Origin of the sequence: Sporosarcina sp. FSL K6-6792, from assembly GCF_038004885.1 — a bacterium.
Taxonomy (GTDB): domain Bacteria; phylum Bacillota; class Bacilli; order Bacillales_A; family Planococcaceae; genus Sporosarcina; species Sporosarcina psychrophila.
This window is the reverse complement of sequence record NZ_JBBOSA010000001.1, coordinates 3492491-3509042: the sequence shown is the minus strand read 5'-3', so window position 1 is coordinate 3509042 and position 16552 is coordinate 3492491. Positions and strand designations below refer to the sequence as shown.

17 protein-coding genes are annotated in these 16552 nt (G+C 45.6%); all 17 read right to left on the bottom strand.

All coding sequences use genetic code 11. The annotated features are described in order from the left end of the window. Window positions 1-26 precede the first annotated feature (26 nt). On the bottom strand, window positions 27-578 hold the full coding sequence (locus tag MKZ26_RS17180) for a TetR/AcrR family transcriptional regulator (RefSeq protein ID WP_082786850.1): 552 nt from the start codon (window positions 576-578) through the stop codon (window positions 27-29). A gap of 84 nt (window positions 579-662) precedes the next feature. Next, the gene (locus tag MKZ26_RS17175; RefSeq protein WP_067213186.1) at window positions 663-1802 is read right to left on the bottom strand and encodes an acyl-CoA dehydrogenase; all 1140 of its coding nucleotides are present in this window, start codon (window positions 1800-1802) and stop codon (window positions 663-665) included. Window positions 1803-1904: 102 nt separating this feature from the next. After that, complete coding sequence (locus MKZ26_RS17170) at window positions 1905-3041, bottom strand: acyl-CoA dehydrogenase (RefSeq protein ID WP_067213189.1); 1137 nt, start codon at window positions 3039-3041, stop codon at window positions 1905-1907. 30 nt (window positions 3042-3071) lie between these two features. After that, the gene (locus MKZ26_RS17165; protein WP_340766912.1) at window positions 3072-3923 is read right to left on the bottom strand and encodes a 3-hydroxybutyryl-CoA dehydrogenase; all 852 of its coding nucleotides are present in this window, start codon (window positions 3921-3923) and stop codon (window positions 3072-3074) included. 17 nt (window positions 3924-3940) lie between these two features. Further along, a complete protein-coding gene (locus MKZ26_RS17160; protein WP_340767678.1) occupies window positions 3941-5137 on the bottom strand; it encodes an acetyl-CoA C-acetyltransferase in 1197 nt (398 codons plus the stop codon). 223 nt (window positions 5138-5360) lie between these two features. Further along, window positions 5361-7511 carry a (Fe-S)-binding protein gene (locus tag MKZ26_RS17155; protein WP_338654938.1) on the bottom strand — a complete coding sequence of 717 codons (2151 nt, stop codon included), beginning with the start codon at window positions 7509-7511 and terminating at the stop codon, window positions 5361-5363. Window positions 7512-8201: 690 nt separating this feature from the next. Next, complete coding sequence (locus MKZ26_RS17150) at window positions 8202-8885, bottom strand: hypothetical protein (protein WP_340766911.1); 684 nt, start codon at window positions 8883-8885, stop codon at window positions 8202-8204. Continuing rightward, complete coding sequence (locus MKZ26_RS17145) at window positions 8882-9367, bottom strand: ECF transporter S component (RefSeq protein ID WP_340766910.1); 486 nt, start codon at window positions 9365-9367, stop codon at window positions 8882-8884. Before MKZ26_RS17145 ends, MKZ26_RS17150 begins: the two co-directional genes overlap by 4 nt. 3 nt (window positions 9368-9370) lie before the next feature. Then, window positions 9371-9952, bottom strand: a complete 582-nt coding sequence (locus MKZ26_RS17140; RefSeq protein ID WP_187045937.1) for a cob(I)yrinic acid a,c-diamide adenosyltransferase — start codon at window positions 9950-9952, stop codon at window positions 9371-9373. Next, window positions 9949-10371, bottom strand: a complete 423-nt coding sequence (locus MKZ26_RS17135) for a bifunctional adenosylcobinamide kinase/adenosylcobinamide-phosphate guanylyltransferase (protein WP_340766909.1) — start codon at window positions 10369-10371, stop codon at window positions 9949-9951. Before MKZ26_RS17135 ends, MKZ26_RS17140 begins: the two co-directional genes overlap by 4 nt. After that, complete coding sequence (locus MKZ26_RS17130; RefSeq protein ID WP_340766908.1) at window positions 10323-10916, bottom strand: histidine phosphatase family protein; 594 nt, start codon at window positions 10914-10916, stop codon at window positions 10323-10325. The genes MKZ26_RS17135 and MKZ26_RS17130 overlap by 49 nt, the downstream gene beginning before the upstream one ends. Continuing rightward, window positions 10889-11653 (bottom strand): adenosylcobinamide-GDP ribazoletransferase, encoded by a 765-nt coding sequence (gene cobS / locus MKZ26_RS17125; RefSeq protein WP_340766907.1) that lies wholly within the window; start codon window positions 11651-11653, stop codon window positions 10889-10891. Before cobS ends, MKZ26_RS17130 begins: the two co-directional genes overlap by 28 nt. Beyond that, complete coding sequence (locus MKZ26_RS17120) at window positions 11650-12486, bottom strand: cobyric acid synthase (RefSeq protein WP_340766906.1); 837 nt, start codon at window positions 12484-12486, stop codon at window positions 11650-11652. The genes cobS and MKZ26_RS17120 overlap by 4 nt, the downstream gene beginning before the upstream one ends. Continuing rightward, a complete protein-coding gene (locus MKZ26_RS17115) occupies window positions 12483-13076 on the bottom strand; it encodes a bifunctional adenosylcobinamide kinase/adenosylcobinamide-phosphate guanylyltransferase (protein ID WP_340766905.1) in 594 nt (197 codons plus the stop codon). Before MKZ26_RS17115 ends, MKZ26_RS17120 begins: the two co-directional genes overlap by 4 nt. Continuing rightward, on the bottom strand, window positions 13058-14137 hold the full coding sequence (locus MKZ26_RS17110) for a pyridoxal phosphate-dependent aminotransferase (RefSeq protein WP_340766904.1): 1080 nt from the start codon (window positions 14135-14137) through the stop codon (window positions 13058-13060). The genes MKZ26_RS17115 and MKZ26_RS17110 overlap by 19 nt, the downstream gene beginning before the upstream one ends. Beyond that, entirely contained in the window at window positions 14124-15080 is a 957-nt protein-coding gene (cbiB, locus tag MKZ26_RS17105) for an adenosylcobinamide-phosphate synthase CbiB (RefSeq protein WP_340767677.1), read from the bottom strand. The genes MKZ26_RS17110 and cbiB overlap by 14 nt, the downstream gene beginning before the upstream one ends. Further along, window positions 15080-16552, bottom strand: coding sequence for an adenosylcobinamide amidohydrolase (locus MKZ26_RS17100; protein WP_340766903.1), 1473 nt, complete (start codon window positions 16550-16552; stop codon window positions 15080-15082). The genes cbiB and MKZ26_RS17100 overlap by 1 nt, the downstream gene beginning before the upstream one ends.

The following is a 16552-nucleotide window of genomic DNA, read 5'->3' as shown; positions in this document are numbered from 1 at the left end:
ACACCCCTTTTGCATTAATGAACATTTTACCCAATTAACCCTTTAAAAAGTTGGTCAGTTTGAACACGTATATAGGTTTCTATCGTATAACTTCTATGCAATGCCCATCTGCGAAATGCCCACATCTGCCCTTGTACGACGATATGATGTGCCGCGATGCCGACTTCTTCTTCTGAAATGCGCAGTTCCCCCGACTTTGCACACATTTCTAGAAGATTCTCGAACAAAGCGACCATTTCCATTTCTTTTTTCAGAACATATTGCAGTGCATCTTTCGGTAGTGATTTTGATTCTTGGTACATGACCAGAAATTCGTCCGACATATCGTCAATCAAATGATAATACTGATTAATGGCCACTCGCAGTCCATCCACTGTCCCTTCCTGGGTAGGCAGGGCAGAAAGGCGGTCATGCACTTCGTTATAAATACTGTCACAAACGAGGTAGAGTACATCTTCCTTGGTGCGAATATATTCATAAAGCGTTCCGATGCTAAATCCCGCTTCTTTCGCGATTTCGCGGGTTGTTGCGCGATGGAATCCCTTTTCTTTAAAAAGTTTCACCGCACCACGAATCATCTGTTCACGCCGTTTTTCAATCAGACTTTCATCTTTGACAGACGATTTCACTTCTCGTTTATTCACTTTCCTACACCTCCCCGCTTATTTCGTCAGCATTCGGGAGATAACGAGACGCTGAATTTCTTGCGTTCCTTCGTAGATCTGCGTAATTTTCGCATCACGCATATAACGCTCAACAGGATAATCTTTTGTATACCCGTAACCGCCGAAAACCTGAACAGCGTCTGTTGTAACTTTCATAGCTGTATCTCCAGCCATTAATTTTGCCATTGCAGATGCTTGACCATATGGTAAATTATTCGACTCGAGCCAAGCTGCTTGGTATGTTAACAATCTTGAAGCTTCCGTTGCTGTCGCCATATCTGCCAATTTAAAGCCGATGCCTTGGTTTGCAGCGATTGGTTTACCGAATTGAACGCGCTCTTTCGCATAGTCAACAGCTGCGTCAAGCGCCCCTTGTGCAATCCCGACTGCTTGTGCAGCAATTCCGTTACGGCCGCCGTCAAGTGTTTTCATAGCGATGATGAAGCCTTGCCCTTCTTCACCAAGAAGATTTTCTTTCGGTACACGACAGTTGTCAAACATGATTTCAGTTGTAGGCGATGAACGAATGCCGAGTTTGCGCTCTTTTTTCCCGACTGAGAAGCCTGGGAAATCTTTTTCTACGATAAATGCACTTGTTCCTTTATGTTTTGAATCTGGATCAGTAACTGCGAAGACGATGTAGATGTCCGCAATGCCGCCGTTTGTAATGAAAATCTTAGAACCATTTATTACGTAGTCGTCGCCGTCACGTTTCGCTGTTGTGCGCATGCCGCCTGCATCAGAACCAGAACTTGGCTCAGTTAGACCGTATGCCCCCATTTTCGTACCTTCTGCCATTGGACGAAGGTATTGTTGTTTTTGTTCTTCCGTTCCGTAATTAAATACCGGCCATCCCGCTAGAGATGTGTGCGCAGAAAGTGTGACGCCTGTTGACGCACAAACGCGTGACAGTTCTTCTACAGCGATACAATATGCGAGAAAGTCACTGCCGATGCCGCCATACTCTTCAGGCCAAGGAATACCTGTTAGGCCAAGGTCCGCCATTTTCTTGAAGATATCCATGTCGAAACGTTCTTCTTCATCACGTTCTGCTGCTGTTGGTGCAACTTCATTTTCCGCAAAGTCGCGGACCATTTTACGGATCATTTCGTGTTCTTCGGATAATTTAAAGTTCATTGGGTTTCCCACCTTATTTGGTATTTGGTTTTTAATTAGAGGATTGGAATTCATTGTATAATTCCTGCAAAGGGTACAGGAATTATACAATAAACGCGTACATCACTTCATCAGATGTTTCGAAATAACAATACGTTGAATCTCACTTGTGCCTTCGTAGATTTCAGTTACTTTTGCGTCACGGAAATAGCGCTCGACTGGGTAATCTTCTGTATAGCCATAACCGCCGAATACTTGAACTGCTTCAATTGATCCTTCGACTGCCGCTTTTGAAGCAAATAACTTAGCCATCGAGGCTTCTTTTCCACACGGGAGTCCTTCTGCACGCAGTTGTGCAGCGCGGTAGACGAGTAGTTTTGCTGCTTCGACTGCAGTTGCCATGTCCGCAAGTTTAAATCCTACGCCTTGCTGAGCAGCAATCGGCTTACCGAACTGAACACGATCTTTCGCATAACCAGTTGCCGCTTCAAGTGCTGCTTCTGCGATACCGAGTGCTTGCGCCGCTATGCCGATACGACCGACGTCGAGATTTGCCATCGCAATTTTGAAGCCGCCGCCTTCTTCACCAAGTAAGTTTTCTAGTGGAACTTTCATTTGATCAAACGACAGCTCTACTGTTCTCGAACCATGAAGTCCCATTTTCCGTTCATCTTTTCCAATGACGAGGCCAGGTGTATCTTTATCGACGATGAATGCTGAGATACCGTAAGTCCCTTTAGATGGATCTGTCGATGCAAAGACGATGTAGACATCTGCTTCTCCGCCGTTGGTAATAAACATTTTAGAACCGTTAAGCACATAATGATCGTCTTTTTTGACCGCACGTGTTTTAAGAGATCCTGCGTCAGAACCAGATGATGCTTCTGTCAGGCAGAAAGCACCAAGGTATTCGCCGCTTGCCAATTTTGGGAGGTAACGGTTTTTCTGTTCGTCGTTACCGAAATACATAATCGGGTTTGTTCCAACCGATGTATGAACGGAAAGAATGACACCGACAACGGCGCTTACTTTCGACAGTTCATGGATGGCGCTAATATATGAGATGAAATCCATGCCTGCCCCACCATATTCTTCTGGGACAGTAATGCCCATCAAGCCGAGTCCGCCCATTTTCTTTAAAATGTCACGTGGGAATTCCCCAGCTTCCATACGTGGAATGAACGGTTCGATTTCAGTCTTCGCAAAACTTTGTACCATGTCGCGCATCATCTGCTGTTCTTCGGTGAATGTTAAATCCATTATGATTTCCCCTTTAAATGTAAGCATTAGTTATTCGTAAACGTAAAATCCTCGGCCTGACTTCTTCCCTAACCATCCTGCTTTTACATATTTTCTTAGGAGGGGACATGGGCGATATTTCGAATCGCCAAAACCTTCGTGTAGCGTTTCCATAATATATAGACATGTATCGAGTCCAATAAAGTCTGCGAGCTGAAGCGGACCCATTGGGTGATTCATGCCGAGTTTCATGACTTCGTCAATCGCTTGTTCGGTTGCAACGCCTTCATAGAGCGTGTAAATTGCTTCGTTAATCATCGGCATAAGAATTCGGTTTGCGACGAATCCTGGAAAGTCATTTACTTCTACCGGTGTTTTAGACAATTTCACTGTCATGTCTTCCACCGCTTTGTACACGTCGTCTGCAGTTGCAAGACCGCGGATGATTTCGACTAGTTTCATCACTGGAACTGGGTTCATGAAATGCATACCAATCACTTGTTCAGGACGCTTTGTTGCCGCCGCGATTTCCGTGATTGGAAGTGAAGATGTATTGGATGCAAGAATTGCATGTTGCGGAGCGATTTCATCCAACTTCGCGAAAATGGACTTTTTGATATCCATATTTTCAACTGCTGCTTCGATGACAATGTCAACGTCCGATGCATCTTGCAGATCGAGTGATTTCGTTATGCGACCAAGGACTGCGGATTTTTCATCTTCTGTCATGCGACCTTTTTCGACATTGCGAGACAGATTCTTTGTAATAACTGCAAGCCCTTTAGCATATGATTCTTCTTTTATATCATTCAGTTTTACGTCGAAGCCGGCTTGTGCACAGACTTGAGCAATTCCTCCGCCCATTTGTCCTGCACCGATCACCATTATTTTTTTAATTTCCATTGATTAACGCCTCCACATTATTCCGATTTTGCTACTTCGATCATAATTGCGTCGCCTTGGCCTCCGCCTGAACAAATTGCTGCAATACCGATACCGCCACCTTGGCGTTTCAGTTCATGCGCAAGTGTCAAGATAATACGCGCTCCGCTTGCGCCAATCGGGTGACCGAGTGCAACTGCACCGCCATTGACGTTCACTTTTTCAGGATCCAGTTCTGCAATTTGTGAACTTGCGAGAGCAACAGCTGCAAATGCTTCGTTTATTTCAAAGAGTTTTATATCTTCTAGTTTCTTACCCGTCTTTTTAAGTAATGCATTAATGACAAGCCCAGGCGTTTGTGGGAAGTTTGCGGGTTCAATAGCCACTTCTGCATGACCAATAATGACTGCTAATGGTGTTTTTCCTTCTTTTAGCGCACGCTCTTCATTCATCAACACAAGTGCACATGCTCCGTCATTTACGCCTGGTGCGTTTCCTGCCGTAATTGTGCCGTCTTTGCCGAATGCCGGTCGCAATTTCGCCAGTGATTCGAGCGATGTGTTGCGGCGTGGTGCTTCATCCGTATCGACTAAAATCGGATCACCTTTACGCTGCGGGATTTCTACTGGAACGATTTCTTCCGCGAACAATCCTGCGTCAATCGCTTGCAATGCACGTTCATGACTACGGAGTGACCATGCGTCCTGTGCAACGCGCGTCAGTGCAAATTCTTCAGCTGTCGAGTTACCGTATGTGCCCATATGGACGCGGTCGGGTGAGAATGAACAAGAAAGTCCATCGTAGATCATACCGTCGATCAGTTCTGCATCACCCATTTTCAACCCAAATCGTGCTTTTGGTACGTAGTAAGGGGCATTGGACATAGACTCCATACCGCCCGCAACAATGACTTCTTCATCGCCAAGACGGATCAACTGGTCGCCAAGAGTTACGCTGCGCATGCCTGATGCACATACTTTGTTGATGGTCTCCGTTTTCACCGACCAAGGAAGTCCACCTTTCGTCGCTGCTTGCCTAGAAGGAATTTGACCTTGGCCTGCTTGCAATACCGTTCCGATGATGACTTCACCGACTTCATCTGCTTTCACGCCCGCACGATTTAATGCATCTTTGATAGCAATCCCCCCAAGATCGCTTGCCGTCAGTGACTTTAACGCTCCGCCTAATTTTGCGAATGGTGTTCTTGCCCCATTTACTATGACCGTTCTTCCCATATCTATCGCCCCTTTGATGATTGTTGGTAACGCTTTCATTTGCGATTCCAGCTGCTGCCACAATTCGAAGATCATGAATTGTGTCAGTAACTGGCACCAGCGACTGAACGCTCGCTCGATAAGTAGTTTAAGAAAAAAGGAGTGTTTCCACTCCTTTTTATTTCACAAATCATAGTTCACTATTCTATTAATTGTACGACAATACTGATTGTTCCGCAATGGCTTATTGCAAAATAGACTCTACTTCAGCCTCTTCAGCTGGCTGCCAATCCTCACCGAAAATCGAACGTTCTAGTAGTTCGGCGATATCATATGTGCCGACAGACTCTTCTACTTCTTTCGCTTTCGTGCCGTCTGACAACATCGTCAAGCAGTATGGACAGCCGGATGATATGATCCCCGGGCTGACTTCAAGTGCTTGTTCTGTACGAGCGACGTTGATACGATGGCCAGTGTCTTCTTCCATCCACATAAGTCCTCCGCCCGCTCCACAGCACATGCCGTCTTCACGATTACGTTTCATTTCGACTAGATTAACGCCAGGGATTGCTTTAAGAATTTCACGTGGCGGATCATAGACGTCGTTGTATCTACCTAGATAACATGAATCATGGAACGTAATTGTTTCGTCGATTGCATGCTCCGGTTTCAACTTCCCTTGGACAACAAGTTCGTAAAGCATTTCCGTATGATGAACTACTTCTGCTTTAAATCCGAAGTCAGGGTATTCATTTTTGAAAATATTGTAGGCATGCGGGTCAATGGTGACAAGTTTTGTGACGCCCGCTTTTTCGAATTCTTCAATATTGGCTGTAGCCAATTCTTGGAATAAAAACTCATTCCCCAAACGACGCGGCGTATCTCCAGAGTTCTTCTCTTTATTACCAAGAATGGCGAACTTGATGCCCGCTTCATTCATCAGATGGACAAATGATAAGGCGATTTTTTGTGAACGGTTGTCGAATGACCCCATTGAACCCACCCAGAACAGATAGTCAAATTCTTCGCCCGCTTTTTTCAATTCTTTGACCGTTGGAATATGAAGATCTGGACGTGCATCTCTCCAGTTTTCTTTCTCTTTACGGTTAAGCCCCCATGGATTCCCTTGACGTTCGATGTTTGTCATCGCGCGCTGTGCATCCGGATCCATTTTTCCTTCTGTCATTACAAGATAACGGCGAAGGTCGATGATTTTGTCAACGTGTTCATTCATAACCGGACATTGGTCTTCACAGTTACGACATGTTGTACAAGCCCAGATTTCCTCTTCCGTGATGATATCGCCGATGAGGGACGGGTTGTAAATGTCGTCCATTGTAGCGCCTTCAAGTCCAGCTGCAAATGCAATCTGGTTGCCTTTTGTTTTATTGAACGCGAGTGTTGGTACCCACGGTTTCTGCTTTGTCACAAGTGCACCTGTATTTGTCAGGTTATCACGTAGTTTCGTAATGAGATCCATCGGAGACAGCATTTTTCCTGTTCCAGATGCTGGACACATATTCGTACAACGTCCACATTCAACACAAGCGTATAAATCGATCATTTGGAGCTGCGTGAAGTCAGTTATTTTACCTACTCCAAGCGGCGGCATCTCTTCTCCTTCTTCTACATCTTCCAACGCTTCGAAGTCGATTGGCTTTAAACGGCCTGCATGATCAAGACGGTGGAAATAAACGTTAGCAGGTCCTGCGATCAAGTGCGCATGTTTCGATTGTGGCACATAGACGAGGAACGTCAGTAAGATTAGCAGATGGATCCACCAAGCAATGAAGAATATGACGGCCGCCCCAGTTTCCGGCATGAAACTGAATACTGTAGCAATCGTCGATGCGATTGGTTCCATCCATGTCGTTTCATGTCCTTGCCAAATCATGTTCATACCGTTTGCAAGTAATGTTGAAAGCATAAGTCCCCCGATGAAAATAAGGACAAGTCCGGATTTCCACCCACGTTTTAAACGCACGAGCTTCTCAACATAACGGCGGTGGAATGCCCACACAACCGCGACAAGTATTGTTACAGCAACGATTTCCTGGAAGATTGTAAAGACAGGATACACCGAACCAAATGGTAAGTGTGATCCCGGTTTTAACCCTTTCCAGACAAGATCGATAGCTCCAAACTGTACGAGTAAAAACCCGTAGAAAAACATAACGTGGATAGCTCCACTCTTTTTATCTTTTAATAATTTCTTTTGTCCGAAGACGTAAATCCATATTTTGCGGAGACGTTCCGAAATGTTATTATCAAACTCTTCTTTTCTCCCCAGTTTGATAAATTGAATGCGTGTTTTGATTAGATATGTGAACAACGCAAGCGCGTAGGCCACGACCGCGAGAAACAAAATCCAGTTGGCAATGATCAATGGATGCATTTATTATCTCCCCTTCCCTTGTTGTTTGAATAGTACAGATAGTGTAGTCGAAAATAAGTATCGTGTCGATGTCTATTTTCTAGTTTAATTATGAATGAGCGTTCAGTCAACTAAAAGTTTTGATAGTTTTGAGATATTGGTGAAATTAGTGGGAGGGTTGGTGGTGGATATGATTGATAGGACGGTTATATGATCGGTGGCTGGCGGATTTGATCGGCAAGACAATTATATGATCGGGTAGCCAGCGGATATGATCGGCAGGACGGTTATATGATCGGGTAGCCAGCAGATTTGATCGGCAAGACGGTTATATGATCGGGTGCCAGCAGATTTGATCGGCAAGACGGTTATATGATCGGTGGCTGGCGGATATGATCGACAAGACAATTATATGATCGGTTAGCCAGCAGATTTGATCGGCGCGATGGTTATATGATCGGTCAGCCAGCAGTTATGATCGGCGAGACGGTTATATGATCGGGTAGCCAGCAGATTTGATCGGCGCGACGGTTATATGATCGGGTAGCCTGCAGTTATGATCGGCAAGACGATTATATGATCGGCCAGCCTGCAGATATGATCAGCGCGACGGTTATATGATCGGCAAGCCTGCAGATTTGATCGGCAGGAGGTTTATATAATCGGTCTCACTTTTTAAAGTTAGAAAAACCTGCAAAGACAATGCAGGTTTTAAGTAATCATCATTAGTTTATTCAAATGGACACCGAAAAGTGCATTTGCTTCCTCGATTTCCATTTCAGGAATGGCTAGGAGAACCACTGTCGACGGTCCCGCTGATTTCATTGAATCCAGCGCGGTTTCGACGCGTGCTTCCTTAATGCCAGTCAGCAAACGGACCTCTTGTAAAATTCCGCTTGAGCCAACTGGCCAGATTTGATGGACGATTCCACTTTTCATTGCCTCGTGAATAAGCCGGACGGACGCAATTTCATCTACGCGAGTTCGCACTTCATCTCCAACGAGGGGTGTGCCGTAAGTAAACCATACACTATTTTTCGGAGCTGGTGCTTCCATCTTTTTTCCGATGATCGTTACTGCCATCGCTGACTGAACAAGCTCCATATTGGTTTCTGAACTGCCATTGATAGGAGGAACTTCAAGCCCCGCCTCGTGGAATAAATCCGTCACGCCTATCACATAATTTTCCCAACTCGTGCTGCCGCTAAAATTATGGACGAGGATTGAAACAGGTTCTGCATGCGTTGCCCATTGTTCAAACAATGCGACGCGGGCTGCAAAATACGCTGTGACGCGATCCGGAACATTAACTATATCCTGCAACTTTTCGCCGATGCCACCTGAATTATCCGTTGTCACGATGAAACCGTTGCCGATATCAATGGCATTTCTCATCGAAGTGCCCCCATGCGACCATCCACCACATGCTGAAGTGACGGCAGAACGACCGCTGCAACAACCGCGTTAACGATTGTCGCGAGTAAGAGAAATGGAACTGCTCCGAGGAAAAATGCCGGTGAAATTAGGAAATAAAACGGCAGCGGTGCGATTAAACCATTTGCCACTATGAAAAAAATCCACTTTGTTAGATTGCGTCCCGCTTTGTGTAGGCGTGCAAAGACGATAACGATGACGAACATTTCAAGTGCAACGAGCACATGCAATGGACCTAACATAAACCCCGAATTCATAGCGGAGGCCATGTGCCCAAGCATCCCGACTATCCCCGAAAATACCGGCGGGAGAAAAGCCGCGGAAATGAGTGCCGGTACAGTATCAAGTGCCAAAGAACCGATGCCGGATGGGATTTTGATTAATCCACCGATGACACAAAGGGCTACAAAAAAAGCCGCCAATGTGAGCCGTTTCAATTGCATTGATTAATCCTCCTTCTTCTTATCCGTTCTGAACACTTTCGCACTTCTCACATATTCATTATCAGGTACGTTAACCCGAGAATTGGCAATGCGCGCTGCAACAAAAAGATAATCGGAAAGCCTGTTCAAATAACGTTGTACTACTGCCGGTACATCTTCTTCTGCTTTTAAAAGGGTAACCGTCTGGCGTTCTGCGCGTCTCGCAACAGTTCGTGCAATATGAAGTGTTGCAGCAGCAGGCGATCCACCTGGTAAGATGAATTTCTCTAATGGCGGCGCTTCTTCCATTAGCACATCAATGCGTTGCTCAAGCACTTCAACCGGTTCTTCAGACAATTTATAATGACGTTCTTTCATAACATTTGCAAGGTCGCCACCGCCATCAAACAATTCGTTTTGAATGGCTTCCAAATCTGTCAGCATATCCGCAAAAATTGCAGGATCGAGTTCCGTCATTGCTTTACCGACAAATGAATTCAATTCATCCATCGTGCCATATGCTTCAACACGCAGGCTGTCTTTGTCGACGCGCCCCCCTATTAAACTTGTTTTCCCTTTATCCCCTGTGCGTGTGTAAATTTTCATTGTTGTTCTCCCCTTTTCTTTAAATTTTTTGCCAAGCCATACCAAATTCTTGTCACTTCATCCGCTTCCGCCATTAATTGCTGATAAAGCCGGCCGCAAGCATCGCGTAATTTTCGCTGGTCTGCATCGATAGGAACGATTCCCCGTCCAATATCGGTTAATATAAAAACTGTCTGACGGTCCTTAGCGATGCAACTCATCACATAGTCAATGGCCGCTTGTTCCGATAAATTCGTTTCCGCAAGCCACTTCTCGACTCCAGCTATGACAGTCGTCTGAACGGTTTCCCTATCCACTATGAAACTATCTCCCAGACAATTTCCTTCTACCCAGTGTACGTTTTCTTGCCCCTGCTCGGTCAGCCATTTTCTTACGTAGTCTCGTTTGCCGTTATGGGCACCGCCGATATAGACGTGCATGACTCCCCCTCCTCGAATGCTTTGTCGCTTTCCCATTCAAATCGGTAACCCGTTCCGTGCGGGATGTCCCACGACCAAAAACCTTTATCTTCAGATGAAAACTTCGTCAAGACTACGCGAATAGGTCCCCCATGTGTCACGACAACCGCCTTGTTCGGCAATTGTTTCACTGCAGCCACTACACGCCTTTCTAGATCCGTTAAACTTTCACCATTTAATGGTGCGAATTCATATGGATCATCAATCCATTTGCGATAGTCCTTATTCTTTTCAAGTTCCGCGTATGTTTTCCCTTCAAACTCGCCAAAATTACATTCGCGCCAACTAGAGGCTGTTTCAATAGACGCATCTGGAAAATAGCGAGCTGCACTTTGTTTTGCACGACGAAGATCACTGCTGTAAACGTGTATCGGGGCTTCGGGTAGACGCCAATTCAAATTAGCCGAATCTAAAATCGGTTCATCCGTCCAGCCAATATATTTCCGTTCTTTATTGCCCAAAGTAGGAAGATGCCGGATTAGATAAAGCACAAAACGGTTAGCCATAACACTACCTCCATTCCTTCAATGAATGCACCACATAAGTCGCCTGTGACGCCTCCGAAATGTTTCAACGACCAGTTACGGAACATGAAAAATGCGATTCCAATTACAACCGCTATCACAATTGGAATTAGTACACTTGTCAACATAAACCCTAGCGCGAATAAAGTCATTGCACTACTTACTAGCGTCCAGCTAATTAGTATATTTATTGAAATCTTTTCTTTGAAAAAGTGTGCGATTCCTTTATCTTTTGCAAGACGCACAGTAGAGAAATATAGGTTCATAGTGGCTCTTGCTAGGAAAGGAATCGCTATAAACACCGCACTATTCCCTGAACCACGCATCAGTATTTCATTGAACACAGCGATTTTCACGATAATCAATAAAACAAGCGCCATCGTTCCAAATGCACCCAGTCGCGGGTCCTCTAGAATTTCAAGTCGTTTTTCGCGATCTTTGTATGAAAAGAATGCATCGCCCGTATCCGCCCAGCCATCCAGGTGCAAACCGCCGGTAAGTATGATAGCCGTCAATACGATAAAAACCGATGCAAGGAATGTTCCAACATGTAAATAATTCACTAGCAGTTCCGACACTCCGTACATTGCGAGCCCAATTGCCGCTCCAACGAAAGGTAGAGCCACATACATTGCTGTCACTTCTCTTCGGCCGAGTGGCAATTCTTTTCGAACGGGGATTGCCGTGAAAAATTGCATGGCTAGCAGTAATCCGTTCATTCCATCTCTCCAGGTTGTGACAAAATTTCTTTGATAAGCGGCCAGTTGAGATGCGCTTTAACATGTTTTGCCCATGCATCATAGACGTCGATTCCCGCCGGTGCTTTCATTACCGGTCGATCCATATCTTCCTCTTCGATGCCATGATCGATTTTATAAGGAATAACACCTGCCACTGGAACTCCAGTGTAGGATTCTATAAATTCAATCCCTTCTTGGAATAAAGAAACGTCACCGTGGAATTTATTGATAATAATAGCTTTGACACGTTTTCGATGCTCAGTTGGTAATAGTTGTAGCGTCCCGACGATTGATGCGATAGCACCTCCGCGATCAATATCTGCCACCAAAATAGCAGGTACATCCGCAATTTCTGCCACGCGCATATTCACAATTTCCCTGTCGTTGAGATTCACCTCCGCGGGGCTGCCCGCACCTTCAATAATGACCGTTTCGTACGTTTCTGCCAGCTTGGTAAGCGACGTGTTAATGGCCTCAATTCCACGCGTGAAGAACTGTTCGCGATACGCCATTCCAACAATTGGACCAAATTTCTCTCCGAAAAAAAATACTTCCGATTTCATGTCCGCAACTGGTTTCAGCAAAATTGGATTCATATAAATCGACGGCTTCGTTCTAGCAGCTTTTGCTTGAATGAATTGTGCACGGCTCATTTCTTCGCCATTTTCCGTTATCGCTGAAAAACGAGACATGTTTTGCGATTTGAAGGGTGTTACCCGCACGCCTTCGTCCGATAAAATGCGGCACAACGCTGTACAAATCATCGTTTTTCCAGAGTCTGATGCTGTTCCTAAAACAATCAGCCCATTCATTGCGTCACCTCCTGCCGATCATTTTTCCATATGATTGGGATTCCGTAATCCATTTCAATTGCTGTATCTGCTTTTGAGACAAGCGCTTGGTGAATGCGGCCAATCCATTTACTGTAGATTTCCGTTTCAGCGTATTCTGATGGCAGTTCGTCTAGAACTTCATTTGAAACAATAACGAGATGAGCTGCTTGCGACAACAGTGCATCAATCGTTGTGTACAACTGTGTTTCCTTGCGCTGCATACAACCCGATTGTCCAATACAAGGTTTTCCTGACTCCCAACCTGTGTATAACTCATTTGCTAGCCATGTCGTCAGGCAATCCCATAACACGTAATCCCCCGGTTGAATGGAGGGCAATACCTTTTCCAGCTCGACTGGTTGTTCAAGGGTTGTCCAACTATGAGTGGATCGATCAGATTTGTGTTGTACAATACGCGCCTGCATTTCTGGGTCCGTTGCGACGCCGGAGGCAATGTAAACTAGCCGGGCCGCATTTTTCTGTGCTTCATGAACAAGCAGCTTTTCTGCATAGGAGCTTTTCCCGCTTCTAACGCCGCCACTTATGAATGTCAGTTTTCCGCGAACCATTGCAACAGCTCCTCCTTCAAGATGTTCATTGACGCATCTTTTTTCATGCCAATCCGCAACCATCTGCCATCCATGCCGCGGAAATTTTGTGAATGGCGGAGGACGATTCCACGTGTGAGCATATCTTTATACAACTTATTCGAATCACGGCCAGAACTAAGTGTGAATGAAATAAAATTCGTCACTGAATTCGTAACGTTGCACGCATTGTCTATTAAAAACCGTGTCATTTTTTCCCGTTCACGATTACTATACTGAATTGCCTGTTCGCGATATTGCTCTTCCTGTAAGCACACCGCCCCGATTCGAGCGGCTAAACCATTCACATTCCAATGCGGCGCGAGTGCTTTGATCCCCCTAATTACCGACGGATTTGCCGCGATATACCCGAGTCGTATTCCAGGAATGGCGTACATTTTCGTCATAGAGCGAATTATGATGACGTCCGGATTATTCTTTAATTCTGCGATGAAAGACAGGGATTCATCAACGAAATCGATAAAAGCCTCGTCTAATACGACCTCACAACCTACTTCAGCTCCGCGCCTAATAATTACGTTCAAATCCGTGCGTTCAGGCATGATTCCAGTTGGGTTGTTTGGTGTGCAAAGGTACAGAACTGATGCTGAGGTCATCGCCTCAAGGATAGCTTCCAGCGGCAATTTAAAGCCGTCACTTTCCGATGCAATAACGCGAACGATCTCCACATCCTTCGCCAAGAGAGTCGCTTCGTATTCGGAAAATGTCGGGTGCACGACAATCGCTCGCTTTGCACGATAGCGCTCTGCTAAAAGTGCCAGCAGTTCTGCCGCCCCGTTCCCTGCGAATATATAATCGGTCGAAATGCCATGGTAATCAGCCGCCGCTGACAGAAACGGCTCCCCTTCTGGATTTGGATAAGCCGTAAGCAAATCTCGTAAACTTGGCCACATCTTGGTAATTGAATCAGGAGGCCCAGCCGGATTGACATTTTCACTGAAATCCAATAAACGTATAGGCTGTTCAATGCCCAGTGTTGCGTAAAGGTTGTGCGGATTTGCGCCATGTTCAGGCAACTGCATATAAAGCCACTCCAATCACCGTCATTACTAGCCAGAAAATAAACACTATGATATGCATCTGTGTAATTGTTTGTTTAATATGTATTGCGGTTAGCGGGGTGTTGCCTGGACCAAGCTCAGGTCGCTTCGATACGATTCCGCGGTATGTACTTGTTCCGCCAAGTGTAACGCCAAGTTGCCAAGCCGTCGCTGCCTCCAAAAATCCGCTGTTCGGACTTGGATGTTTCCTTGCGTCTTTACTCCAGCCAGCAAAGCGTTTCCAAAAGGACAACTGACTTTTATTCGGCGCATATAAAATGATTAGAAAACCCGTCACACGTGCTGGTATGAAATTCAAGATATCGTCCGCGCGTGCAGAAAATTTACCGAACTTCTCATATCGTTCGTCTTTATAACCAATCATCGAATCCAGTGTATTCACTGCTTTGTACATCCAAAGACCGGGTGCACCCAGAAGGAATGCCCAAAATAATGGCGATGTAATGCCGTCCGCAATATTTTCTGACACAGTTTCAACTGTTCCACGTACGATGCCACTTTCTCTTAGTTTATCGGTATCGCGACCGACAATCCATGACAACTTCGTTCGTGCTGCAGGTAAATCTTGTGCAGCAAGCGGACGGTAAACGTCAAGTGCAGCGTCGCGTAAACTTTTTTGTGCTAGCCCGACGGCGATCAGAATTGATTCCACACCAATACCTACATAGATATTGAATTGATAGGCAAAACCTACTAAAGCAAAAACGATGCCTAACACAATCCCGACTGTGATGAAGAGTGTAGACGCCCCTTTTAATGTGCGGAACCGACCTTTATTCATAACACTAGTCAATTTGGCAATGAACGTCCCAATTAAGCGGACTGGATGCGGCCATTTCGGTGGATCCCCAATCATTCTGTCGAGCAGAAAACCAATTGCAATGGCGATAAAATGTGCAGGAATCAAGTTGTCCACCCTTTCGCCTTTTTGTAGGCACGGATTGCCCGTACTGTGCAGTCATAAACTCCGTGGCCAATTAGTTTTCCAAGCGGCGTAATCGGACCTGCATACGGGAGGAATTCTCCTTGTTGTGTTGCCGCGACTAGTAGGCTGTCCGTCGATGTACCTGTCGCAATTGTGCCTGTGAGCGGATCTGTTACGGATTCCGTTTGGAGCGCTTTCGTTTTCGCTTCTGTTGCCGTTATCATTGCTTGGATAAATGCTTCATCAGGTAGCTGGCCATTGACGATAACCCACGTATTGATTGTACCGACGCGAGGTTTCTGATCACGAGTGAGTGCTTGCGACACATCGACAGCATTACCGACGCCAGCTGTTACTGCGATAAGAATCGTTCCGAAACTCCCAGTGTATTCCTCGACTTCAGCATGCTCCGTCATGACCGCGGTCATCATACCGACCGTATCCGTCAGATGAAAACCTTGCTGTTCAAGGTAGGCAGTATTTTCAGCTTTGACGTCGTCTACATTGTAATCAGCATCAACATGACGATTGACAAACGACCGATACCAGCCTGTTCCAGCATTATGAACGGCGGAGGAAATGGTTTTCAACGGATATTTTGTTCGTAATGCAACAAAGTCCGATGCTATCGAAAAGTCCTCTTTTACAACGGCGAAAGGCTTAATTTCCTCTTTGGTATCCGGCAGCAGTGTAATTTGAGGTTTTGGCAATTCAGGATGGGGCTGTGATTTTATTCGCGCACCGTAAACAGATTCGATTGCCTCTTCCATCACTACGTCTTGTGGCACGCCTATTCTGGCAATCCGCCCTTTATCCATCAAGAGAAGTCGGTCGCAGTATAAAGAAGCCAAATTGATATCGTGAAACACTGAAATAACCGTGAGTCCTTTGTCGATTGCCTGTTGACGAATCGTATCGAGTAATTGTTGTTGGTGAGCGATGTCCAAGTGATTCGTTGGCTCATCGAGTAATAAAATCGGTGCTTCTTGAGCGAGTGCTTGTGCGACGAAAACGCGTTGCTGTTCGCCGCCGGATAGGAGTTCGATCGAATTTTCCGCATAGCGTGTGATGGACATACTGTTTATGGCACCGGTGACAGCGCGCTCGTCTTCATCTGACCATGATGAAAATAGTCCTGATTGGTGCGGATAGCGACCGAGTTCTACCGTTTCTCGAACAGTGTGGGAAAATGCATGTGCATGGAGTTGTGGCAAGACGGCTACTTTTTTGGCGAATTCTTTTTGTGAATAAGTAGAAGCATCTTGCCCGTCAATTGTGACGGAACCCGTTTCCTTCGGGAGAATTCCTGAAATAATTTTCAAAAGTGTGGATTTACCACTGCCATTGGGTCCAAGTATGCCGAGTACTTCGCCTTTATTGACATTGAATGTCACTGCTTTCACGACGGATTCTTTGCCATAACCCCCGGAAATATTTTCGACTTTTAACAT